At 56.6% G+C, this 21,859-nt stretch carries 19 protein-coding genes; 11 read left to right on the forward strand and 8 right to left on the reverse strand.

Going from position 1 to position 21,859, the window contains the following annotated elements; genetic code table 11:
* Positions 1-7: 7 nt before the first annotated feature.
* Together AC1Q5O_RS19630 and AC1Q5O_RS19635 are read left to right on the forward strand one after the other, a co-directional pair.
* The gene (locus AC1Q5O_RS19630; protein WP_492565249.1) at positions 8-1,078 is read left to right on the forward strand and encodes an NAD-dependent epimerase/dehydratase family protein; all 1,071 of its coding nucleotides are present in this window, start codon (positions 8-10) and stop codon (positions 1,076-1,078) included.
* Positions 1,079-1,103: 25 nt separating this feature from the next.
* The gene (locus AC1Q5O_RS19635; RefSeq protein WP_492565251.1) at positions 1,104-2,435 is read left to right on the forward strand and encodes a DUF4910 domain-containing protein; all 1,332 of its coding nucleotides are present in this window, start codon (positions 1,104-1,106) and stop codon (positions 2,433-2,435) included.
* 70 nt (positions 2,436-2,505) lie between these two features.
* Here AC1Q5O_RS19635 and rfbC read toward each other — a convergent pair whose 3' ends face one another.
* Positions 2,506-3,042, reverse strand: a complete 537-nt coding sequence (gene rfbC, locus AC1Q5O_RS19640; protein WP_492565313.1) for a dTDP-4-dehydrorhamnose 3,5-epimerase — start codon at positions 3,040-3,042, stop codon at positions 2,506-2,508.
* A gap of 317 nt (positions 3,043-3,359) precedes the next feature.
* On the opposite strand from rfbC, the gene AC1Q5O_RS19645 reads away from it, so the two are divergent.
* The 6 genes from AC1Q5O_RS19645 to AC1Q5O_RS19670 all read left to right on the forward strand — a co-directional run bounded on the left by AC1Q5O_RS19645 (position 3,360) and on the right by AC1Q5O_RS19670 (position 10,860).
* Positions 3,360-4,655 carry a methyltransferase domain-containing protein gene (locus AC1Q5O_RS19645; protein ID WP_492565252.1) on the forward strand — a complete coding sequence of 432 codons (1,296 nt, stop codon included), beginning with the start codon at positions 3,360-3,362 and terminating at the stop codon, positions 4,653-4,655.
* A complete protein-coding gene (locus AC1Q5O_RS19650; RefSeq protein ID WP_464664165.1) occupies positions 4,652-5,464 on the forward strand; it encodes a glucose-1-phosphate cytidylyltransferase in 813 nt (270 codons plus the stop codon). The genes AC1Q5O_RS19645 and AC1Q5O_RS19650 overlap by 4 nt, the downstream gene beginning before the upstream one ends.
* Positions 5,461-6,129: a PIG-L deacetylase family protein gene (locus tag AC1Q5O_RS19655; RefSeq protein ID WP_492565255.1), complete on the forward strand. Its 669-nt coding sequence runs from the start codon at positions 5,461-5,463 to the stop codon at positions 6,127-6,129. Before AC1Q5O_RS19650 ends, AC1Q5O_RS19655 begins: the two co-directional genes overlap by 4 nt.
* Positions 6,130-6,538: 409 nt before the next feature.
* Positions 6,539-7,330: a LuxR C-terminal-related transcriptional regulator gene (locus tag AC1Q5O_RS19660; protein ID WP_492565257.1), complete on the forward strand. Its 792-nt coding sequence runs from the start codon at positions 6,539-6,541 to the stop codon at positions 7,328-7,330.
* A 51-nt stretch (positions 7,331-7,381) separates the two neighbouring features.
* Positions 7,382-9,580 carry a GumC family protein gene (locus tag AC1Q5O_RS19665; protein ID WP_492565259.1) on the forward strand — a complete coding sequence of 733 codons (2,199 nt, stop codon included), beginning with the start codon at positions 7,382-7,384 and terminating at the stop codon, positions 9,578-9,580.
* An 8-nt stretch (positions 9,581-9,588) separates the two neighbouring features.
* Positions 9,589-10,860: a polysaccharide biosynthesis/export family protein gene (locus AC1Q5O_RS19670; RefSeq protein WP_492565261.1), complete on the forward strand. Its 1,272-nt coding sequence runs from the start codon at positions 9,589-9,591 to the stop codon at positions 10,858-10,860.
* A 58-nt stretch (positions 10,861-10,918) separates the two neighbouring features.
* Here the strand turns inward: AC1Q5O_RS19670 and AC1Q5O_RS19675 are convergent, their stop codons facing one another.
* A complete protein-coding gene (locus tag AC1Q5O_RS19675) occupies positions 10,919-11,911 on the reverse strand; it encodes a GDP-L-fucose synthase family protein (protein WP_492565263.1) in 993 nt (330 codons plus the stop codon).
* Positions 11,895-12,965, reverse strand: a complete 1,071-nt coding sequence (gene gmd, locus AC1Q5O_RS19680; protein WP_223615298.1) for a GDP-mannose 4,6-dehydratase — start codon at positions 12,963-12,965, stop codon at positions 11,895-11,897. The genes AC1Q5O_RS19675 and gmd overlap by 17 nt, the downstream gene beginning before the upstream one ends.
* A 431-nt stretch (positions 12,966-13,396) precedes the next feature.
* Here gmd and AC1Q5O_RS19685 point away from each other — a divergent pair, with 431 nt between their 5' ends.
* The 3 genes from AC1Q5O_RS19685 to AC1Q5O_RS19695 all read left to right on the forward strand — a co-directional run bounded on the left by AC1Q5O_RS19685 (position 13,397) and on the right by AC1Q5O_RS19695 (position 17,080).
* On the forward strand, positions 13,397-14,596 hold the full coding sequence (locus tag AC1Q5O_RS19685) for a glycosyltransferase family 4 protein (RefSeq protein ID WP_492565315.1): 1,200 nt from the start codon (positions 13,397-13,399) through the stop codon (positions 14,594-14,596).
* Positions 14,596-15,840, forward strand: a complete 1,245-nt coding sequence (locus AC1Q5O_RS19690) for a glycosyltransferase family 4 protein (protein WP_492565266.1) — start codon at positions 14,596-14,598, stop codon at positions 15,838-15,840. The genes AC1Q5O_RS19685 and AC1Q5O_RS19690 overlap by 1 nt, the downstream gene beginning before the upstream one ends.
* 61 nt (positions 15,841-15,901) lie before the next feature.
* Positions 15,902-17,080: a glycosyltransferase gene (locus AC1Q5O_RS19695; protein ID WP_492565268.1), complete on the forward strand. Its 1,179-nt coding sequence runs from the start codon at positions 15,902-15,904 to the stop codon at positions 17,078-17,080.
* An 18-nt stretch (positions 17,081-17,098) separates the two neighbouring features.
* On the opposite strand, the gene AC1Q5O_RS19700 is transcribed toward AC1Q5O_RS19695, so the two are convergent.
* The 5 genes from AC1Q5O_RS19700 to istA form a co-directional block, all read right to left on the reverse strand.
* Complete coding sequence (locus AC1Q5O_RS19700) at positions 17,099-17,686, reverse strand: LbetaH domain-containing protein (RefSeq protein WP_492565270.1); 588 nt, start codon at positions 17,684-17,686, stop codon at positions 17,099-17,101.
* A 94-nt stretch (positions 17,687-17,780) separates the two neighbouring features.
* Complete coding sequence (locus AC1Q5O_RS19705; protein ID WP_492565272.1) at positions 17,781-18,443, reverse strand: YdcF family protein; 663 nt, start codon at positions 18,441-18,443, stop codon at positions 17,781-17,783.
* Positions 18,440-19,273 carry a glycosyltransferase family 2 protein gene (locus tag AC1Q5O_RS19710; protein WP_492565275.1) on the reverse strand — a complete coding sequence of 278 codons (834 nt, stop codon included), beginning with the start codon at positions 19,271-19,273 and terminating at the stop codon, positions 18,440-18,442. The genes AC1Q5O_RS19705 and AC1Q5O_RS19710 overlap by 4 nt, the downstream gene beginning before the upstream one ends.
* Before the next feature lie 304 nt (positions 19,274-19,577).
* On the reverse strand, positions 19,578-20,459 hold the full coding sequence (istB, locus tag AC1Q5O_RS19715; protein ID WP_492565277.1) for an IS21-like element ISRel3 family helper ATPase IstB: 882 nt from the start codon (positions 20,457-20,459) through the stop codon (positions 19,578-19,580).
* Positions 20,456-21,715, reverse strand: a complete 1,260-nt coding sequence (gene istA / locus AC1Q5O_RS19720; RefSeq protein WP_492565279.1) for an IS21 family transposase — start codon at positions 21,713-21,715, stop codon at positions 20,456-20,458. Before istA ends, istB begins: the two co-directional genes overlap by 4 nt.
* Positions 21,716-21,859 lie beyond the last annotated feature (144 nt).

Consider the following 21,859-nt stretch of genomic DNA (forward strand, 5'->3'; position numbering starts at 1 on the left):
TGGAACAATGAAGGTACTTGTGACAGGACATCGCGGCTATATCGGTTCAGTCATGGTTCCTTTCCTGCAAAAGGCAGGCCATGAGATTCACGGCTTCGACAGCGAACTCTACCGGAATTGCCATTATGCGCCCGGTGGAGCCCTGCCTGACATACCGGGATTATGCAAAGACATACGCGATGTCACCGCAGACGAACTGGTAGGCTATGATGCTATTGTTCATCTCGCAGCACTCTCCAACGACCCGCTGGGGAACCTCAACCCGGAGGTCACCTACGACATCAATCATCGCGCAAGCGTTCACTTTGCGACGACCGCGAAGAAGGCCGGCGTTCCGCGTTTCCTTTACGCCTCTTCGTGCAGCAATTACGGTCAATCCGGCAGCGACATAATTGATGAAACCGGAGCATTGAACCCGGTCACTGCCTATGGTTGTTCGAAAGTATTGGCCGAACGCGACATCACGGAACTCGCCGACGAGACGTTCAGCCCAACCTATCTGCGACCGGCAACGGCCTATGGTCTTTCCCCCATGCTGCGTTTCGATATCGTGTTGAATAATCTCGTGGCATGGGCCGTGACGGAAGGTGTCATCCTTTTGAAATCCGACGGAACCCCGTGGAGGCCAATCGTCCACATCGAGGATATTTCACGGGCTTTCCTGGCGGTATTGCAGGCCCCCCGGCATGTCGTACACAACGAAGCATTCAATGTCGGGCAGTCCGAACACAATTACCGTATCCGCGATATCGCTGAAATCGTCGCGGATATCGTTCCGGGCTGCCGGCTGGAATTTGCACCCGGCGCTGGCCCCGATACACGTTCGTATCGGGTCAGCTTTGACAAGATCAGGCGGGTTCTTCCCGATTTCAAGCCACGCTGGGATGCAAAAGCCGGGGCCGAGCAATTGCATGCGGCCTATGTAACCGCGAATTTGACACTGGCGGAATTCGAAGGCCCCCGCTATCAGCGGATCAGCCATATCCGTCAGTTGCTCGACGATCGGAAACTCACCTCCAGCCTGCGCCGTATTTCAGCAGTGGAGCGCCATCCAGCGCTGTCCGATGCCGTCATATGATCATCCCGCGCCAGTTGTTAACAACATGGTAAATGCGCCCGACCGGACAAAGTCCTCCGTTGGAACAACGACAGACATCGGCCTTTCCATTCACACCCTGGCCGCCCGTCTGTTTCCTATATGTCGCAGCATCACGGGCGACGGCGTCCGTGACACCTTGGCCATTCTGGGCCAGCAAATCGATATGGTCGTGCACGAAGTCCCCACGGGAACCCCGGTGTTCGACTGGGTAGTACCGTCCGAATGGAATATCCGCGATGCCTACATCAAGGATGGTTCCGGCCGCAAGCGCATCGATCTCGCCAAATCCAATCTGCATGTAGTCAGCTACAGCAACCCCATTCACCGTATCATGCAACTGAGCGAACTCAGACCCCATATCCACACACTACCCGATCAGCCCGACCTGATCCCGTATCGAACCTCATACTACAGCGAGCAATGGGGTCTGTGTACAAGCCACAATGCCCTTCTTGCGCTCGCGGACGGCGAATACGAAGTCCTGATTGACGCTGAAAAGACTGACGGTCATCTCACCTATGGTGAATACCTCCACAAGGGTACCACCGACAGAGATGTGCTGTTTTCCGCCCATATCTGTCATCCCTCGCTTGCCAATGACAATTGTTCCGGCCTCGCCCTCTTGACCCTGCTCGGCAAGAGTTTGCAGTCCCGCAAGACACGCTACAATTATCGCTTCCTCTTTGCGCCGGGAACGATCGGCGCGCTGACCTGGCTTGCCCGCAACGAAGACAAGGTTGCACGCATCGATCACGGCCTGGTCGTGTCGTGTGTCGGGGACGGCGGCGGCCCCACCTACAAGCGCAGCCGTCAAGGCAACGCCATTATCGATCGGGCAATGGAAAGCGTCCTGTGCTGCGGCAATCGACAGGCAATCATGCAGGACTTCAGTCCCTATGGATATGACGAACGCCAATATTGCTCCCCGGGATTCAACCTTCCCGTCGGTCTGTTCCAGCGCAGCGGTTTTGGAACCTTCCCTGAATATCATACCTCAGCGGACAATATGGCGCTCATTACACCCGAAAACCTTGCGCTTTCCTACCAGATGATCAGCGAAGTCATCGATATCATTGAAACGAACTGGACCCCGGTCAACCTTTTTCCCAAGGGCGAACCGCAACTGGGCAGGCGCGGCCTCTACGCCTCGCTGGGCGGTGACAAATCGGCCGTACAGACCTCGATGGCCTTTCTCTGGGTTCTCAACCTCGCAGACGGAAATCACAGCCTTCTCGACATGTCGCTGCGTTCCCGCCTGCCCTATCCGGATATTTTCCGCGCCGCACAATTATTGCTGGAAAAGGGTCTGCTCGGCGGGGCGCTGCCGCAGGCGTGATGGGATGAGCGTGGTTGGGGCCGGACAGGCTCCTATATCCTTTGCCACATCCATGTGTTGGGGCTTTAACTCAAAGCTGCTCGCCCAGGAGCGGCCAGGACCGGTCCTTGTCGGAAAGAACTGCGGGGGGCGCCGGCCAATCGATCGCAAAGGCAGGGTCATCAAAACGCACGCCGTCAGCAGCAGCTGGATGGTAAAATTCTGAAATCAGATAGGACACCACGGCATCATCGCTCAGGGTTTGGAATCCGTGCGCAAAGCCCTTGGGTATATAGAGCTGGCAATGGTTGCCCTCCGACAGGTCAAATCCGGCATAACGCCGGTAGTTCGGCGAATCCGGTCGCAGATCAATGATGACGTCCCATATTGCACCCTTTATGCATGAAACCAGCTTGACCTCCGCATGGGGCGCCTTCTGGAAATGCATGCCGCGCATTGTATGCATTGTCAGTGAATGCGAGGCGCTATGCTGAACGAACTCGGAGGCAAGCCCATGTTCGCGGAACTCCTGCGCGCAGAAGGTCCGCGCAAACGATCCCCGCGTGTCGTGGTGGGGAAGCGTCTCGATAAGCCATGCTCCGCTCAGTTCTGTCTCGGTGAACCGCATCTGATCCCGCCTCGTCCACGACGATCTGCCAATGATAGGCACAATCTTGTCAGAGCCCCGGCAGGAATGAAACTCTCCAATAGAGGTAGCGAAAACTGTACTTGAGGTTGTCTGCGGCACCATCCCGCCCGTTTCGCTGCGGTGCCGTTTCAAAGCACACCGTTTGACGGAACGCCGCTTTCGCGGGTCATCCGTTCGGATGATCCGTTTGATCGCATTGGCAGGTCGCCTACCATCACGTGAGGCCATAGATTCAGACTGGGGAAAACAGTCATCCCCCGCATCCAGGACACCGACAATTCATCGGGAGCGAAGGTATGAATTTACTGGCGAACACGTTTTCCCTGGCGAACCAATCAGGCAGCAGAACCCATTTCTGCCGCCTTTGCAGCGCGCCGCTCAGGCATACATTCGTTGATCTGGGTATGTCGCCGCCGTGCGAGAGTTTCGTTGCCCGCGACCGGCTGGATGATATGGAACCCTATTATCCGCTGCACGCCTTCGTTTGTGAGGAATGTCTGCTTGTGCAACTGAACGAATATGTCACCCCGCAGGCCATCTTCGAGGAATATGCTTATTTCTCGTCCTATTCGACCAGTTGGGTCGAACATGCGAAAACCTACTGCCATCAGATAGCAAAGCGTTTGCAGCTCGATACGCAAAGCCTTGTTGTCGAGCTCGCCAGCAATGACGGATATCTCCTGCAGCATTTCATCCCGATGAAAATTCCGGCGCTCGGCATAGAACCGGCGGCAAATGTCGCCAAGGTCGCGATCGAAAAAGGCGTATCCACGCGCGTGGAATTCTTTGGGGAGGCCTGTGCCCAACAACTGGTCTCGGAAGGCCTACAGGCTGACCTCATCGTCGGGAACAATGTCCTGGCGCAGGTTCCGGATCTCAATGATTTCGTCGCCGGCATGGTCACGCTGCTGAAACCGCAAGGCGTTATAACCCTTGAATTTCCGCATCTTGAGAAATTGATGTCGCAAGGTCAGTTCGACACGATCTATCACGAACATTTCTCCTATTTCTCGCTGCTGACCATCGAACATCTGGCAAAAAGACATCACCTCAAACTCATCGATGTGGAAGAGCTGACGACCCACGGGGGATCGCTGCGGGTGTACCTTACCCACGCCGCCAGCACATGGCTAGTGCGGGAAAGCGTCGCCCGGATCAGGCAGGATGAGATAAACGCGCATCTTGATCAGCTTGCCACCTACACCGCCTTCGCCAGCCGCGCCCGCAAGGTCAAGCGCGATCTCCTGACATTTCTCATAGCGGCCAAAACTGAAGGCAAGACGATTTGCGGATATGGCGCGCCCGGCAAGGGCAACACCCTGCTCAACTATTGCGGCATCGGGCCTGACTTCCTCGATTTCACGGTGGACCGCAACCCCTATAAGCACGGCCGTTATACACCCGGGATGCATATCCCGATTGAGCCTGTGGAGGCGATTGACCGGCTCAAGCCTGACTACATCCTCATTCTTCCCTGGAACCTCAAGGACGAAATCGTGAAGCAAATGCATCATGTTCGCGAATGGGGTGCCAAATTCGTCGTACCCATTCCGGGTGTCGACATTGTTGATCCGAGAGGTGACGAGCTATGAAAGTGGTTCTGTTCTGCGGCGGTATGGGTACCCGTATTCGCGAGTACTCGGAAAACGTACCCAAACCCATGATTCCACTCGGTTCCCAACCCATATTGCGCCACGTGATGCAGTATTATGCCGACTATGGACATGAGGACTTTATTCTTTGTCTGGGTTACAAGGCGAATGTCATCAAGGATTTCTTTCTCAACAGCAGACCGCAGACCTTTGCCGATTGCGTCGTCAGCGGCGACGGGACTGTCGAGGTTCTGGGTGAATCCCAGAAGGACTGGCGCATATCCCTGATTGATACCGGCATATGGCGCAACATCGGCGAGCGTCTTTGGGCAGTGCGCGATCAGTTGCGCGGCGAACGCGTCTTTCTCGCCAATTACAGCGATGGGCTCACCAATGTCGATCTTGACGACATGATCGAAAAATTCGAGGCGAGCGGCAAGATCGCCTGTTTTCTTGCCGTGCGCCCGCCCCTTACCTACCATCTTGCGGATATTGCCGATGACGGCCGCGTTTGCGAGTTTCGATCCTCCGACCGTTCGGACATCTGGATCAATGGCGGATATTTTCTCATGCGCAGTGAAATATTTGATTACATGCGCGAGTCCGAAGAACTGGTGCTTGAGCCTTTCAGCAGGCTTATCAAGGATAACATGCTCATGGCTTACAAGCATGAGGGTTTCTGGCGCTCCATGGATACGCTTCGTGACTGGCAGGCACTGCAGGAGATGGTGGAAAGAGGCGAAATGCCATGGATGGCCCATGCACCCGCCCGCAGTAACTCCAGGGCGTCAAAGGTCAAAGTTTTATGAGGTCATTGCCCTTTGCCTACCACGGGCAACGGCTGTCGGTATTATGCCTCGGCGCCCATTCCGACGACATCGAGATTGGTGCGGGCGGTACAATCCTGCACATGATTTCGGGCGGCGCCTTGCTTGACGTTCACTGGTGCGTGATGAGCAGCCCGGGTGACCGGGCCATGGAAGCGCGCGCATCAGCCGATGCATTTCTTGCCGGCGCATCATCAACGCATGTAGAGATCGCCCAGTTCGAAGACAGTTACTTTCCAAGTCAAACGCGCGAGTTGAAGGCGTGGCTCAACGCGTTGCGCGACCGCGTCTCGCCTGACATTATTTTCACCCACGCGCGCCATGATGCACATCAGGACCATCGCGCGATCAACCAGCTCACCACAAACGTATTCCGGGACCATCTGGTGCTGGAATATGAGATTCCCAAATGGGACGGTGACCTGACCGAGCGCAATGTCTACGTTCCCCTGACCGAAGAGATCATGCAGCGCAAAACGGAACTCCTTCTGAAACACTTCGGAACGCAGCGATCCAAAGACTGGTTCGACGCGGATACATTCCGCGGTCTTGCGCGCCTCAGAGGCATTGAATGCCGGGCACCGGGCAGATTTGCAGAAGCTTTCACAGCCCGGAAACTGGTGATCAGCATGGGCACCGGTCAATAGGGCAAACCGCCTTGCCTGGTTGCAGCCGAATTATCCGGCGATGGGGTGACCTGCTTCCGACCGCCGTACGCAGCGACTCAAGCGAAACAGAGCAAACGTTGTTCGCCCCGATTCGGAACCATCGTTTCATAACGTCTGCGCGGTCTAGAACGCAGGGCTAAATCCCGTGCTAAAGCCAGTAATACGCCCGTTCTATTTTGACCGGTTTACCCCTCTATTTTAATTATACTAATGGATTAGTCATTTCATAATTGCCTGCTTGCTTCCCATCCAAAGGACTACGCGTGGGATTAAAGACTTTCCTCCATGGAAGGCGTAAATTGATATTGCCAAAAGAAGTGCAATTGAGCGGAACAATCCGTTCATGACAAACAAACATGCAAAAAAGCATCAAACTTGGGGATAAATTATGGAAAACATGCATGGTAACCATACTCTAGACGAACTGGTAGATGAGGATATTCATAAAATTATAGAAATCACTGATAACTCATCTTACACAACAAGTGCCAACGAAAACAAATTCCAAAAGTATTCTACCAACGACTATTTGCTTATCATTGACCGCCGTGCCCTTGAGAGGGAGTGTCTGGCCCAGGCCTTAGCCGCCCATCACATGGGTTTGAAGGTCAAAACCTGCGGCTCGCTGCAAGAATGGCAAGCTTCCATCAACAATCCTGCTGGGCTGCGCGCCGTACTCGTCAACACGGGAAACCGCAATCTGAGCGACGGCGATCTCTCCGCAGAAATATGCGAACTGGTCGAAGCGTTCCAGAGGGTGGCTATCGTCATGGTTGCGGACAATGATGATCTGACAACTATTCTCAAGGCCCTCGAACTGGGCGTGCAAGGTTATATTCCGACAACCGTTGGAATTGAGATCTGCATGCAGGCTATCGAACTGGCGATCGCCGGCGGGAAATTCGTTCCTGCAAGCTGCGTTCTGTCTCTCAGGAAACTGATGGGTGGCCGCAGCGATGAATTCCGGCACATAACGACCTCGTTTACGGCACGGCAATCGGCTGTCGCCGAGGGGCTGCGCCGGGGCAAGGCCAACAAGATCATCGCCTATGAGCTGAACCTGTGCGAGAGCACGGTGAAGGTTCACATACGCAACATCATGAAGAAACTGGGTGCAACCAACCGGACAGAGGTGGCCTACAAGATCGGCGACATGATTCCACACGAAACCAGGTTTTGACGCCGGCTGGACCCCAGTCGTTCGCCATCCGATTTTGCAGGAACTCACGCAATGATTTTCTCCGACAGCATTCCTCACGCATCAGGGCCGGCAATCCATCGCTTTGCTTCAGTTATTCTCAAGAGGCGGAAAACAATGCTTGCGGCGTTGTCGGCATGCCTCTTGCTGACAACCGCTGCCTATATGAGGACGCCGGCCCAATACGTGTCCGAGGCAATCCTTGCTCTGGACGTTCGCAAATTGCAGGCCCTGCCAACCGAGTCTGTTGTCTCGCCTTTGCCGCAGGAGAGCCCGGTGCTGCGCACTGAGCTCGATATCATCAGCTCACGCATGATGGCAGCGAAAGTGCTGACCCGGCTCGATAGCCTGAACTTTGATGCCGATGGACGCATCAATCCCGCCAATCGGCAACCGCCGGCAAATACAGCTGGCCCGGATCAGATCAGCCCCTTGCCGGCGCAATCGGACGAGGACCGCAATCGCAGCCGGATTGACAAGTTGGTCTCCAACGTCAGCGTCGTGAATGACGGCAGATCATACACCATCTACATCAGTTACAGGGCAGACAACCCACAATATTCAGCTGCAGTGGCCAATGCCTTTGGCGAAGCCTACCTTGACTATCAGGTCGATCTGCAAACATCCGCGACCCGGCGTGTGAGCGACTGGCTTGGCGGAAAACTTGTCAGCCTGCGCGCGACACTTGAACAATCGGAGCGGGCAGCCGCGGACTTCCGTGAGAAATCAGGTCTTGTCAAAGCCAATGGCATGACCCTCCAATCGCAGCAGATTGCTGCCCTCAACACGGAACTTGCCAATTTGCGGGCGAAGCTCGCAGGAGCAGAAGCGCGTCTTTCCACCGCAATCGACGCGTCGAACAACAAAGCTGGCGTTGCATTGTCTGAAATTCTCGGCTCGCCGGCTATTCAGCAGTTGCGTGCCGAGCAGTCGCGGGTCGAGCGGTCTCTCCAGGAAATCAGCGAAAGCGGCGCCACGCAAAGTGTGCAGCTGCCTCAGTTGAACTCGCAACTTGCCTCGTTGAAGAGCCAGATTGCCGGAGAAGTGCAGCAGGTTATCGACAGTTTGAGGAACGAGATCAATGTCACGCATCGTCAGCAGGTGGCAGTGGAAGCGAATCTCAGGGAAATGCAAGAAGGCATGTCCGCCGCAAACCAAGCCCTCGTGCACGCTGACCAGCTCGACCGCGAGGCGAGCGCAAACCGCGCGATCTACGAGAGCTACCTGACCAGGTACAAGCAAACCATTGAACAGGACGGCATAGCAACGGCCGAAGCCCGCATGATCTCACGTGCCGTCCCAGCACGATCGAGAGCAAGCCCCCACCTTTCGCGGTGGATGGCACTTGGTATGATTGGCGGTACATTCCTGGGCATATGCGCGTCCTTCCTTCTTGAAATGAGGGACAAGTCAATCCGGTCGGCGCAAGCGCTCGAAAATGCGACCAAAACCCCCATCATCGGCCGGATCCCCAAATTGTCCAGCCGCGAGCGCAAGAATGCTGCACTCATTGTCAGCGAAGGGCGCTACGGCTTTGCGCGCGCGATTGCGGATTTGCAGGCCCATCTTCTTCTGTCTTCACCTCAAAAAATGGCCCGTGCCATCGCTGTCACATCAGCCGGGACCCAGGAGGGCAAAACGTTCATTATCGCCGGACTGGCCCGGTCATTGGCCGCAACAGGTGTTCGTACCGTCATTATCGACGCCAATTTCACCGCACCCATGGTTGGACAGGAATTCGGCGATCAGTTCGGACCCTATCTGGAGGATGTGATCAGGGGCAGGCACACGCTGGAAGCCGTTATTCAGCACGATGTATTCTCGTCGATCGACTTTGTGGCAACGCAAGTCTGTTCCGTTCCAGCTGAGTTCCTGTTGGGACACGAGCAATTTGCCAAGGTGATCAATGCCCTGAAGCATCAATATGACGTCGTGCTCATCGATACTCCAGCAGTTTGTCTGGGTGCGGATGCAATTCGTGTGGCCTCGCTGGCCGATACCACAATCCTTGTCGCACAATGCGAACGGACCAACATGGACGACATTCTCAACGCCGTGAAGATGCTCAGTGCCGACGGACGAAAACTGAACGGCATTGTCATCAACAGCGACCCAAGCATAAAGGATGCCTCTCCCCCCGATCACCAGCCGCCAGCACCCGCCACACCGAAGCGCTTCACGCTGGAAATCGCTGGCTATAAGAAACTCCGCTCTTCAGCGGCCAAGGTATGAGGGCGAAAATGCTCAAAGGACGAAGGAAAAGCCCGGCATCTCTGCTATCGCGGGTGAGCAGTCTCCTGATAGCGGGAACCGTATCGTCAACGCTCTTGCTTTCCCTGGCGGCCGCGCCTGCCCAAGCAAATCCGGAGCCGTACAAGATCGTTTCGGGAGATGTCCTGCTCATAACGGTCTATGGAGATGCCGGATTGACAGGTACCTTTCCTGTCAGCGTCGATGGAACAATTGCCTATCCCATTCTTGGCAATATAGCCGTTGCCGATCATACGATCACCGAAATCGGGCAAACCATCACACAATCGCTTCTACAGCACATACCCGGTCTTTCCGTTTCTGTTGCCGTGAAGGAATACGCACCGGTCTTTGTCATCGGCGATGTGCAGAAACCTGGAAAATATGAATACCGGCCGGGAATGATTGCCCTGGAATTGTTTGCGTTGAGCGGAGGTTCGCGGCAGGCCGCTGACAAGCTGGACACCGCGGGCATCCAACTGGTTGCAGCACGGCAGGAATATACCGACACCTCACTGCAACTCTTTGCGCAGGACGTGAAGCGGGTGCGTCTCGAAGCCGAATTGAATGGAAAGCAGTTTGACTATGATCTGACAGCGAGCCTCGATGCGATCGATGACAAGGCCGAGCGGCAGCGGATCGTCGATTCCGAGCGAAAACTTTTCGATCTTCGGCTTTCCGCCCTGCAAAGCGAAGCAACCGCGCTTGAGGCCCAGAAGCAGAACTATGCCGAAGAAATCACCACGCTGGAAGAAAGCACAAAGTTGCGCAACGAGGAAATTTCGCTTCTCGAGCAAAATGTAAAGGCATCCCAGAGTCTGGTGGACAAAGGCCTTACCGCACAATCAACACTGCGCGATACCCAGCGCCAGCTTTCGGCAATGCGCCGGGATGCGCTCGAATTCGGCTCGTTCCTGGCACGCGCGAAGCAGAATGAGAACGCGATCCAGCAGCGCCTGCTCGCCCTGAACGATTCTCGGTCCAATGATGCGGCCAAAGACTTGCGGGACATTGATCTCGACATCATGAGACTGCGCAAAAAAATTGCGTTCATCGCACAATCCATGGGTGAAATCGGCGCCGCGGCCCAGCGCGTGACGTCACGCGAGGAAACAGTCAAGCTGACCTTCACGGTGGTTCGGGTGGTGGACGGAAACTATCAGGAAACGGCCTTGTCGGAACATGATGAGATCAGGGCCGGAGATATTCTGCGTGCGCAACTTGAACTTCCCAAAGCGGTCGTACCCAAGGCTGTCAATTGACCGTGCGTGTCTTGTAGTCAGAGCCTTCCGCCAGGGCGTATTCCAACGCCCGCGTTCATCAGGATCCCGTCTGCGCCAACCCGTTTGAAGGCGCCAACGACGCCCGCCAGCGGCTGTAGAGATCGCGAATACCGGCCTCCAGCTCGATACGGGCATGCCATCCCATAGCCTCCATATGCGACGAATCCAGCAGCTTTCGCGGCGCCCCATCCGGCTTCGACGTATCGAAATCCACGCAACCACGATAACCCACGATCCTGGCGATCAGGAGCGCTAGGTCGTGGATGGAAATCTCCGCACCGGAACCGATATTGATGTGGCTGGCCGAGGCATAGTTTTTCATCAGAAAGACGCAGGCATCCGCAAGATCATCCACGTGGAGAAATTCGCGCCTGGGCATTCCCGTGCCCCAAACGACAGCTCTGGGGCTGCCCATCTCCTTGGCCTCATGCATTTTTCGTATCAACGCCGGCAGAACATGAGCCTGTTGCAGATCGAAATTATCATTCTGCCCGTAGAGATTGGTTGGCATGGCTGTAATGAAGCACTGTCCGTATTGACGCGCATAAGCCTCCGCGAGTTTCAGTCCCGCGATCTTGGCAATCGCATAAGCCTCATTCGTCGGCTCAAGGCTTCCCGTCAGCAATGCCTGCTCTTCGATGGGCTGGTCAGCATATTTCGGATAAATGCAGCTGGACCCAAGCCATAGGAGTTTCTCCACATCAAGCCGGTGCGCTGCATGCATGATGTTCATGGCGATCATGGTATTCTCGTAGAGGAAATCTGCGGGATGATGGGCGTTCGCCAGGATTCCGCCCACGCGCGCCGCAGCGATGAAAATGACGTCCGGCCGCGCAACCGCCATCCATTCCTCTGTCTCGCGCTGACGCGTCAAATCGAGCTTGTTGTGATCGATCGTGATGAGGCGGCACTCTTCCCGTCTCAGCCGCCGCACCAGAGCGGATCCGACCATGCCGGTATGTCCGGCAACCCAGACCCGTTTGCCCCGAAGCGCGAAACTGTGCCGGGACGCCTCAACCATAGAAGTCATTGCGGCTTTCTTCCCGCATGATGGTCCGCATATCCGATTCTACCATTTCCGATACGAGATCTTCAAAAGCGGTCGTGTGGCTCCAGCCCAGCTTGATGCGGGCCTTTTCCGGGTTCCCCAACAGCAGGTCAACTTCCGCCGGCCTGAAATAGCGCGGATCGATCTCGATGATCTCCTTGCCGCTCTTGCGGTCGTAGCCGATTTCATCAACGCCGGTACCGCTCCATTCAATGGATTTTCCCACGGTTGAAAACGCTCGTTCGACGAATTCGCGCACCGTGTGGGTTTCACCCGTTGCAAGCACATAATCGTCGGGATCATCCTGCTGGAGAATACGCCACATCCCATCGACATAGTCGCGTGCATGGCCCCAATCGCGCTTGGCCTCGAGGTTTCCCAGACGAAGCTTGTCCTGCAATCCACGCTCAATCGCGGCGACGGCACGCGTGATTTTCCTGGTCACGAACGTCTCACCGCGGATCGGACTTTCATGGTTGAACAGGATGCCGTTTGAGGCGTGAAAGCCATAGGCTTCCCGATAATTGACCGTTATCCAGTAGGCATAGAGCTTGGCCACCGCATAGGGGCTGCGCGGATGAAACGGCGTGCCTTCATGCTGAGGTGCCTCGATGCTTTTGCCGAAGAGCTCCGATGTCGAGGCCTGATAAAAACGGCAGGTCTTTTCGATCTTCATGATGCGCATCGCCTCCAACAGGCGCAAAGTACCCATCGCGTCGGCATTGGCCGTATATTCCGGCGTTTCGAAGCTGACCTGCACATGGCTTTGCGCTCCGAGATTGTAAATCTCGTCAGGCTGAATTTCCTGAACCACCCGGCAAAGGTTGGTGGCGTCCGTCAAGTCACCGAAATGCAGATGAAACCGGACATCGTCATCGTGCGGATCCTGATAGAGGTGGTCGATACGGGCCGTGTTGAACGACGACGATCGACGCTTCAGTCCGTGCACGATATAGCCCTTTTTCAGGAGAAACTCGCTGAGATAGGCTCCATCCTGTCCCGTAACCCCAATGATCAATGCCGTTTTCCCAGTCATTCGCAATTCCCGTCCGTGTGTCCTTGAAGTGTGGTGACAAGCGCATTGCCGTGCCGAATTCCATCATGGAGAAACCCGCCCATCGGCAATGGATGGAAGCCAAGTATAGGCGGCGACATCGAATAGACACTTCGGGAATAGGGATAGGAATGCTGATCGAAAACAGCGATTCCGCCATGTGACGGCCGATAATGGCAAGACGGCATGCACGTCTGTCCGCCTCACCCTCTCCAGAAGGCGTAGGGGCTTAAGCCCCGCCAGGACCGCCTGTAGTGCGTTTGTTGATCTTGCTTGCGCGCGCCGCCACCTGCGAAACTCCATTTCTAGCTTTACCTGCGGCCATACAAGCGGCCCGGGTATAGGAAGGATCCGGAATGAGAATCGTTTTCGCAAACCGTTATTTCCTGCCCGATCAATCGGCCACCAGCCGCATGGTATCCAGTCTGGCGTCCGCGCTTGCGCACCACGGCTTCGACATCACGGCAATTGCAAGCCGCACACTTCACGACCATTCGGGTGTCGTTCTTCCGGCGGAAGAGATGATTGCCGGCGTTGCGGTGAAACGGCTTTGGGCCACGCGGTTCGGCCGCCATCACCTGGCAGGAAGGATCGTTGATTATCTGACATTCCACATATCGGTTTTCATATGGTGCCTGAGGTATCTTCGCCCCGGCGACTTGTTCGTCGTTTGCACGGATCCTCCATTGTTGTCGGTGACGACCGCCCTGCCGGCTTTGTGGCGCAACGCCAGGATGATAAACTGGGTCATGGATCTTTTTCCCGAAGTCGCCATGGAACTGGAGATGCTTTCGAGCAAAGGCATTCCGGGGAAAATCAGCAAGATGCTGCGCAACTGGTCTATGCGCAAGTCGACCATGATTGTCTGTCCGACCGAGATGATGGCGTCCTATTTGCAAGGCAGCGGCATTCCCGGCGATCGGATTCGTGTCATGCACCATTGGTCGGATGGCAGCGAAATCTATCCGGTTCCGCGATCAGACAATGGCCTGAGACGTCACTGGGGACTTCAGGATAAATTCGTCGTTGGCTATTCCGGTAACTTTGGGCGGGCGCATGACTTTACCACCCTGATTGAAGCCGCAGCCCTGTTGAAAGACGACAGCGATATACAGTTCCTCCTGGTCGGGGGCGGGCAACAGCGGGCACGTATCGAGGAAATTGCCCAGAAGCGTCAGTTGAAGAACATCCTGTTCAAGCCATTGCAGCCTCCGGAAAATATTTCGGAAAGCCTGAGTGCCGCCGACGCCCACATTGTCTCGCTCATTCCCAGGCTTGAGCATTGCATTGTCCCGAGCAAGTTTTACGGCATTCTGGCAGCTGGCCGCCCCACGCTCTTCGTTGGAGCGCCCGATGGGGAAGTGGCTAACGTGATTGCATCAACTCGGTGCGGAGAGGCCGTTGAAATCGGCGAAAGTCAAAAGCTTGCGGCCCTGATCGTCCAGCTGAAAAACGCGCCCCAGCAATGCACCCAGATGGGGTGCAACGCCCGGGACCTGCTGGAAACGGTCTATTCGCGGGACAACGCAGTGCAGTCATGGTCCGACGTCATGTCTGCGTTTCAGCAACCGGGTACGGATCCGTTGAGGTCCACCATTTTTAGGTCAGCATGATGGGTGGAACAGTTGTCGTCAGTCAGTTGGGCGCGCGAATGCATTATGCCGTGCCCCGCATACTCGCCTCGCAAGGTCGGCTTGCTCATTTTTACACGGACATCTGCGCGACCGATAGCTGGCCCCGCGTGATCAACACCGTGCCCCGATCGATGCTCCTGCCATCCCTCAAGCGCTTGATCGGCCGCGTGCCCAAAGGTGTGGCGCCAGACCTGACCTCTACCTTTCCCGCATTCGGTGTCATCTCGGCTATCCGCCGGCTCAGAGTTACAAATGTGATTGAACACACAAAACATGCCGTTTGGGCCGGCACCCATTTCTCACAACTGGTGGCATCCAGCGGATTTCATGGAGCAGCCGGCCTCTACGCTTTCAGCGGCGATGCGCTCGAGCAAATGCAAGCGGCCAAAGCACAGGGAATGTGGACGGCCGTGGAACAGATGATCGCGCCGCGCCAGGTCGTTGAAGAACTTGTTCAACAGGAACAACGCAGTTTTCCCGACTGGGCAGGGAAATATGAAGTGAACCACTATGCGCAAACCTTCGCCGCACGTGAGAAGGCCGAATGGGCGCTTGCGGACATCATTATCTGTCCGTCCGAATTTGTACGCCGCAACGTCGTCGCTTCCGGTGGCCCCTCTGATCGATGCGTCGTCGTTCCCTATGGCATCGACTCTGAATTCGAAGATCGCAAGACCATTCGAACGGATGGCCCCCTGCGTGTGCTGACCGTCGGCGAGGTGGGGTTGCGCAAGGGCTCGCCCTATGTGGCCGAGGCGGCAAGGCTGGTTGGACCATCCGCACAGTTCCGCATGGCCGGCCCCACCATACTGTCGCCTGAAATCCGGCAGAAGCTGGCTGCAGCGGTGGAACTGCGCGGCATCATACCCCGGTCGGAGATGATGAAAGAATATCAGTGGGCGGACGTCTTCCTTCTCCCCTCGATATGTGAAGGCTCCGCCACTGCGATCTATGAGGCGCTGGCTGCCGGTTTGCCGGTCATTTGTACCGAGAACGCCGGAAGCGTCGTCAGGGATGGAATAGACGGCTTCATCGTTCCTATCCGGGATAGCAGGGCGATCGCCGACGCACTCCTGCGGCTTGCAAAAAATCCGGCATTGCGCGCCCGGATGTCGAGCCAGGCAAAGGAGCGGGCTTCCGAATTCACCGTCGAGCGCTACGGCCAGCGGCTTATGGACGTTCTGGCTCCCCGTCTTCAAAAACAATTCGCGGTGGAACGATAGGTATGGAAATTCATCCCATGCAGCCTTTGGCTGAACGGATACCAAGCAGGAGCGTTCCGATATGCGTATAGTTCATATCATTTCTTCCATTGATCCTGTGCACGGCGGTCCACAGGGCGGGTGCATCCGTTTGGCAGCGGCACAGTCCAACCAGGGCCACGATGTTCATATCGTCAGTTATGGGGGGCCAGACATACAGAAACGGGCTTTCAAAGCCGCAGATACTGTCCCGCATTTCGCTTCGATAAACTGGCATTTGCTGGCAGATCCGGATATGAAAGAGCGCTTTCTTTGCCTGCAGGGCCGCAAGCAATTGCGGGCAATTCTCGACGCGGCATCCTTCGTTCATGTCCACGGTGTCTGGGAGCCGTTGCTCAAGGTGGCGGCAAAAATCGCACACGGCAAAGGCATTCCATATTGCGTACAACCGCACGGGATGCTCGATGTGTGGAGCATGAAACAGAAAGCCTTCAAAAAGCGGATTGCCTTGCTTTTGGGGTATCGCGCAATGCTGAACAACGCCAAATTCATACTGGCGCTCAATACAGACGAAGCGCAACTGCTGAAACCGCTCGAACTCGCATCGCCCAATCTCATCATTCCCAACGGGGTCTTTCTGGAAGAGTTCGAAGAGCTTCCCTCGCACGGGTTCTTCAAGGAGCGGTTTCCGTTAATCGGCAACAAACGCGTCATTTTATTTCTATCGCGGCTTCATACCAAGAAGGGACTGGATGTCCTGGCAACAGCTTTCGCCCGCATCGCCGGCGCCTATCCCGATGTCGATCTGGTGGTAGCAGGTCCGGACGGTGGCGCGCGGGACGCATTCATCAATCTGGTCGGCCAGTTGCACCTGAACGACCGCGTCCATTTGGTCGGCGGCCTTTATGGCAAGGACAAGCTGCGCGCTATGGTCGATGCCACATGTTTTTGCTTGCCAAGTCGCCAGGAAGGCTTCAGCGTCGCCATTCTCGAAGCGCTTGCGTGTGGATTGCCGGTGGTCATCAGCGACGCCTGTCATTTTCCGGAAGTCCGGTCGGCCCGCGCCGGAGCTGTTGTAACCCTTGCACCGGATGACGTCGCATCTGGTCTTCGCGACATTCTCAGCGATGCCGGAATGGCACATGCTATGGGCCGAAATGGCCAACAGCTTGTTCGCGACCAATATACCTGGCCGCAGATCGCCGCGTCGACGATCAATGGCTATATGGGGAGCATACGTCCAACGCTGCCGGCCTCGTAAAACGACACGTGCCGGGATTCACGCGGGGCCGCCACGGCGTCGTCTGACCGGCTTCGCCGGATTGCCGACATAGATTGTCCACGGATCCAAGGCACGCGCGGCGACAGCTCGCGCGCCGAGGACAGCACCCTCCCCGATGACGACACCGGGGCCGACAAAGGCCTCTGCAGCCACCCAGGCGTTCGCCTCGATGATGATGGAACGGCTGGTCAGCGGAAAATCACCGTCATCGACGTCATGGGTGCCGGTACATAAATGGGCACGCTGCGAGACGATCGCAAAATCCCCGATCGTTATTTCGGCGACATTGTAACAAAGCACCCCCGGTCCCATTGATGCATGCTGTCGCATCACAAGATTGCCGGGCCACCAAATCCGCGCACTGCCGCGAACAATCGCGGTCGGATGAATCCGCGCCCCAAACCGCCTGAGCAACCAGATGCGCCAGCGGCTGCACGGAGAAGGGGTCCACGCGGCCAACAGGGTCCAGCAGATCGTCCAGCTCAATCGCATCAGCCGGTATCTCAGCGCGAAAGTTGCGCCGCCGAGGCGAGGCAATGGCTCTCCTGATGTGTCCAAGGCTGTATCGGCAAAGCGTGATTGCATCGCATTATCTCCCTTAAAAAAATTGCACCGCCGTTCGATTGTCGATCCAACCATCCCGGCTTAGCCGGATACGACCGGGCGAAGAACAGCCAGTTCACGCCAGCATCCCCACGGCAAAAGTTCGGGCATCCCGTTCGCTGCGATCTTTCCACACCGAAGAACGCAGCACATACCAGAGGATCTTTGGGTACTCCTTGAAAATCTGAATGCCGCCCTGCCCGACCGCGGTCCGCCAAATGGGAGCGTCCGGCTCAACGGGAACCGACTGCCACTGGATATTGAACGCGATCGTTTTGAAGCTGCTTAGTGCGCGGCGGGAATGAAACCAGCTGGTGACAAGAATAGCTTTGCGCACCTGCATGCGTTGCAAGATGGGATTGGAGAAAAGTGCGTTCTCCCATGTGTTTCTTGACTGGCACTCAACCGTGATTGATCCGGCATCGATGCCATATTCCAACAGGGAATTGCGTATCCAGTAGCAATCCCCGTCGCCGGTTACGAGAATTTTCGGCGCCATACCGGCCTGCCACAAGCGCGCGGCTTGCGCCGCGCGCGCATTCCCGTCCCCACCCAGAATAACAATAATGTCCGCCCGAGTTGCCGGGTTGCGCGCACTCAGCAGCGTGTTGGCGAATACCATGGCCAAGGGATAGCTGCACAGGGCAAACAGGCCCAGGAAAAGGATGGCGGCGAGCCTCCAGCGACGAACCAGACCACCGCGTCGACGCTTCGAGATGGCAGCAGGCCGCGGCGTCATATCGAAAGACCGTGTTCGCGGCGGCGCTGCTCCTGGATCTTGATCACAATCATATACTCGTAAGCGGCAAGAAGCCGGCAATAATGGTAGCCTTGCCAGCCATCCAGGAATCCGCCTCGCAACAGATACATATAGGCAAAGCGGGCCGCTGGACGGAACGGCACCCGATAGGACAGTTCCTTGAGCGCTCTGCGGCGGGCTTCAGGGGCTGAACTGAAAAAGTCCTTCCATGGGATACCTCTATCGCGCAGGATCTGCAGCGACTCCGTCGCCTCAAAACCGGAATACCGGTTGTGTTTGTCAAACCAGGCAGTCAGTCCCTTGCTGAAACTGTAGTGGATGAAGTGGGAGTTCAGCCGTCCCGTCGGACCGTCACCCACGCAACGTGAATGGCACTCGCGCTCATACCTTACCCGCTCCGGACGGCACAGCCGCGTTATCCATGTCGGATAAAGGCTGCTGTGCTTGATCCAGCGTCCCATGAACATGTTCTTGTAGCGGACGCGGAAAAGCGCCTCCGGCCGATCCGGATCACGCGCTATCGCCAGCATTTCGTCGCGCAGATCATCAGGCGTAATTTCGTCCGCGTCCGGCATGTAAACCCACGGATGCTTGAACTCTATTTCCTTGAGGCCGTACATGCGCTGCTTGGTTTCAGTTTCATATTTGTGCTGATAAATCCGCACGCCTGCCTTGCGGGCTATTTCGAGGGTTTGATCGGTGCTGAAGGAATCCAGAATGACGATGTCGTCACACCAGGACAGTGATGCCAGACAGGCCGGAAGACTTGCTTCCTCATTTAGCGTCATGATCAGGACAGATACTGACACGTGAACACTCCATTCGCAGGTGCTAAACCGGGTCCGACAATATGCCGGGTTTCGGCTGCACCGATTGATGATTAGCGCCGAAGTTCTTGCTCGCCTCCGTGCGGAGAAGAACTGGCGAAACAGGATTGAGCTGCCCCAATGTTACCGGACGCACACGGACAGTATTGCCGGTGCCATTCGACACGAAAACGAACGCCGAATGAATGATGACCGGTATGAACAGTCCAAATGTCATGAGGTAGTTGGAGGCCCCTGTCAATGCCGGTTGAATTTTCCCCAGAAGTGCCGAAGTAAAATTCCCCAATTATGCCGATGTGGACGCCAAGGAGATTTGGGGATTTTTCGGCGGCCGACCGCGTGGTTTTTGAGGGGGCGCAAACGCCGGGGGTGCGATCAAGGCTTTGGACCGGACATGCTCTGGCATCAACTCGGCATGCTGCCGCAGCCGGTAGCTGGATCCTTCGATCTGCACGACGACGGCATGGTGAAGCAATCTGTCGAGCAGCGCTGTTGCGACGACGGGGTCTCCGAACACATCGCCCCATTCTGCGAAGCCGCGGTTTGACGTCAGGATCATCGCACCCCGTTCATATCGGGCATTGACGAGCTGAAAGAAGAGATTGCCGCCGCCGTGGACGACCGGCAGGTAGCCGATCTCGTCGACAATCAGCAAGCTCGGCCTGCAGAAGAAGCGGATCCGCTCCTGCAGTCTGCCTTCTCGTTCGGAACGGGCAAGCGAACCAATGAGGTCGGCGAGCGTCGTAAAATACACACTCTTTCCGGCCTTCACGGCTTCGACACCGAGCGCTGTGGCGAGATGGCTTTTGCCTGTTCCCGGCGGACCAAGGAAATGGACGGCCTCGTGACGATCGACGAATCCGAGCTGCGCCAGGGTGAAGATGCGATCTCGGTCGAGCGAAGGCTGGAAGGTGAAGTCGAAGCCGGCGAGTGTCTTGATCGTGCCGAGCCTGCCCATTCGCAGGGCCGTCTTGATCCGGCTGTTCTCACGCAGGGTCAATTCTTCGGACAGGAGGATATCGATGGCTTCCAGCGCAGAAAGCTCACCGTGCTCGAGGCGTCGAACGACATGGTCGAGAGCTTCGAGTGCACGTGGCATCTTCAGGCCGACGAGATCATGACGGATACGATCGATCATGGACGGAATGGCATCAAGGGCCGCGCTCATGGGCGGTTCTCCTGTGCCAGAACTTTGCCGACGGCGTCATAGAAGGCGAGAGATCTCTGAAGCACGGTGTCGCCTGCGGGCTTGACGACAATGGCATCGTCGCGCGTCCTGGAGCGATGTTGCGGCGCGAGTGCTCGTCGATGGTCGGGCTGAACCCGGCGCTGTTTGCGTCCCTCCAGGACGGGATGGGCTGCGATCAGCATGCCGTTCTCGAAGATGCGGATCTCGTCGGCGAGCGAATGGACTTCGACCATACGGCTACGGGTCGCATCCGGAACGCTGTAGGTGTTGCCGCCAACGCTGACCATGCCTTCCCGCGATACTCGGCGCTCCAGCTTCAGAACGGATTTGAACGGAGCCAGCGGTAACGGTCGCAGGTGCTTCCGCTCCTCGGCGAAGGCCTCATTGACGATGCGCAGGGTCGTGGCATGCTTCCTTGGATTGGCGACCGTATCCAGCCAGTGCCGAAGCTGAGCATTCAGGTCGTCCAGGTTGCGGAATGAGCGGGCGAGGAAGAAGTCTTCGCGGATATAGCGAAACGGCCGCTCGACCTTGCCCTTCGTCTTGGCGCGATAGGGTTTACAGGCCTTCGGGTGGAAGCCGTAATGGCGTGCCAGGTCTATGAGGGCACGGTTATAGACGATGCCTTCTGTCTGGCCTTCGCCGATGACGGCCGTCTTCATCCGGTCGTAAAGCACTTCCCGCGGAGCACCGCCGAGAGCCTCGAAGGCCGCGATATGGCAACGCAGAACGGTCGGCAGGTTCTGATGCATGACGAAGCGGGCCCAGATCAGACGGCTGTGCCCCAGCACCATCGAGAACAGCCAGACGATCCTCGGCGTCATGGGTTCATCGGTGAAGACGACATGGAACTGGGCGAAGTCGACCTGGGCCTGCTCACCAGGCGGCGTCTCGAAACGAACTTCAAAGCCCTGACTTGCAGCAGGGCGCACATCGCGGAGAAAATCCGTCACAGCCGTGTAGCCGCCGCTATAGCCTCGCTCCCGCAGTTCTCGAAACAATCGGCTGCCGGTCAGGCCGGGATAGGATTTGATCCGCTCCCGCAAGTAAGAAGCGAACGGGTCGATGACCGTCGCGCGAGGCTTTCTTGGACCATAGGCCGGAGCCTTGAGGCCTCGTTCAATGTATTTGCGCACCGTCTTGCGATCGATGCCAGTTTGTCTGGAAATAGCCGACACCGTCAGCCCCTGCTGATGCAGATCCAGGATCATGATCGTCTCCCTCAGCTTGATCACCAAAATCTCCCTTCCGACCATCGGAAGGAGTATCGGCGATGACGCGCCGCCGGTCTTCCGGGGCGCGCCCCGGAAGACCGGCGGCCGCAGCACCTGGGGAAGATTCAAACGGCACTATTGGGGAGTATTGATCCGGTAGTGACA

Source organism: Phyllobacterium sp. MT110 (assembly GCF_058792715.1).

Bases quoted from the DNA above. Each gene is read 5' to 3' on its own strand.
- AC1Q5O_RS19630 (WP_492565249.1), top strand. From the start codon at position 8: ATGAAGGTACTTGTGACAGGACATCGCGGCTATATCGGTTCAGTCATG.
- AC1Q5O_RS19635 (WP_492565251.1), top strand. From the start codon at position 1,104: ATGGTAAATGCGCCCGACCGGACAAAGTCCTCCGTTGGAACAACGACA.
- rfbC (WP_492565313.1), bottom strand. From the start codon at position 3,042: ATGCGGTTCACCGAGACAGAACTGAGCGGAGCATGGCTTATCGAGACG.
- AC1Q5O_RS19645 (WP_492565252.1), top strand. From the start codon at position 3,360: ATGAATTTACTGGCGAACACGTTTTCCCTGGCGAACCAATCAGGCAGC.
- AC1Q5O_RS19650 (WP_464664165.1), top strand. From the start codon at position 4,652: ATGAAAGTGGTTCTGTTCTGCGGCGGTATGGGTACCCGTATTCGCGAG.
- AC1Q5O_RS19655 (WP_492565255.1), top strand. From the start codon at position 5,461: ATGAGGTCATTGCCCTTTGCCTACCACGGGCAACGGCTGTCGGTATTA.
- AC1Q5O_RS19660 (WP_492565257.1), top strand. From the start codon at position 6,539: ATGGAAAACATGCATGGTAACCATACTCTAGACGAACTGGTAGATGAG.
- AC1Q5O_RS19665 (WP_492565259.1), top strand. From the start codon at position 7,382: ATGATTTTCTCCGACAGCATTCCTCACGCATCAGGGCCGGCAATCCAT.
- AC1Q5O_RS19670 (WP_492565261.1), top strand. From the start codon at position 9,589: ATGCTCAAAGGACGAAGGAAAAGCCCGGCATCTCTGCTATCGCGGGTG.
- AC1Q5O_RS19675 (WP_492565263.1), bottom strand. From the start codon at position 11,911: ATGACTTCTATGGTTGAGGCGTCCCGGCACAGTTTCGCGCTTCGGGGC.
- gmd (WP_223615298.1), bottom strand. From the start codon at position 12,965: ATGACTGGGAAAACGGCATTGATCATTGGGGTTACGGGACAGGATGGA.
- AC1Q5O_RS19685 (WP_492565315.1), top strand. From the start codon at position 13,397: ATGGTATCCAGTCTGGCGTCCGCGCTTGCGCACCACGGCTTCGACATC.
- AC1Q5O_RS19690 (WP_492565266.1), top strand. From the start codon at position 14,596: ATGGGTGGAACAGTTGTCGTCAGTCAGTTGGGCGCGCGAATGCATTAT.
- AC1Q5O_RS19695 (WP_492565268.1), top strand. From the start codon at position 15,902: ATGCGTATAGTTCATATCATTTCTTCCATTGATCCTGTGCACGGCGGT.
- AC1Q5O_RS19700 (WP_492565270.1), bottom strand. From the start codon at position 17,686: ATGCAATCACGCTTTGCCGATACAGCCTTGGACACATCAGGAGAGCCA.
- AC1Q5O_RS19705 (WP_492565272.1), bottom strand. From the start codon at position 18,443: ATGACGCCGCGGCCTGCTGCCATCTCGAAGCGTCGACGCGGTGGTCTG.
- istB (WP_492565277.1), bottom strand. From the start codon at position 20,459: ATGAGCGCGGCCCTTGATGCCATTCCGTCCATGATCGATCGTATCCGT.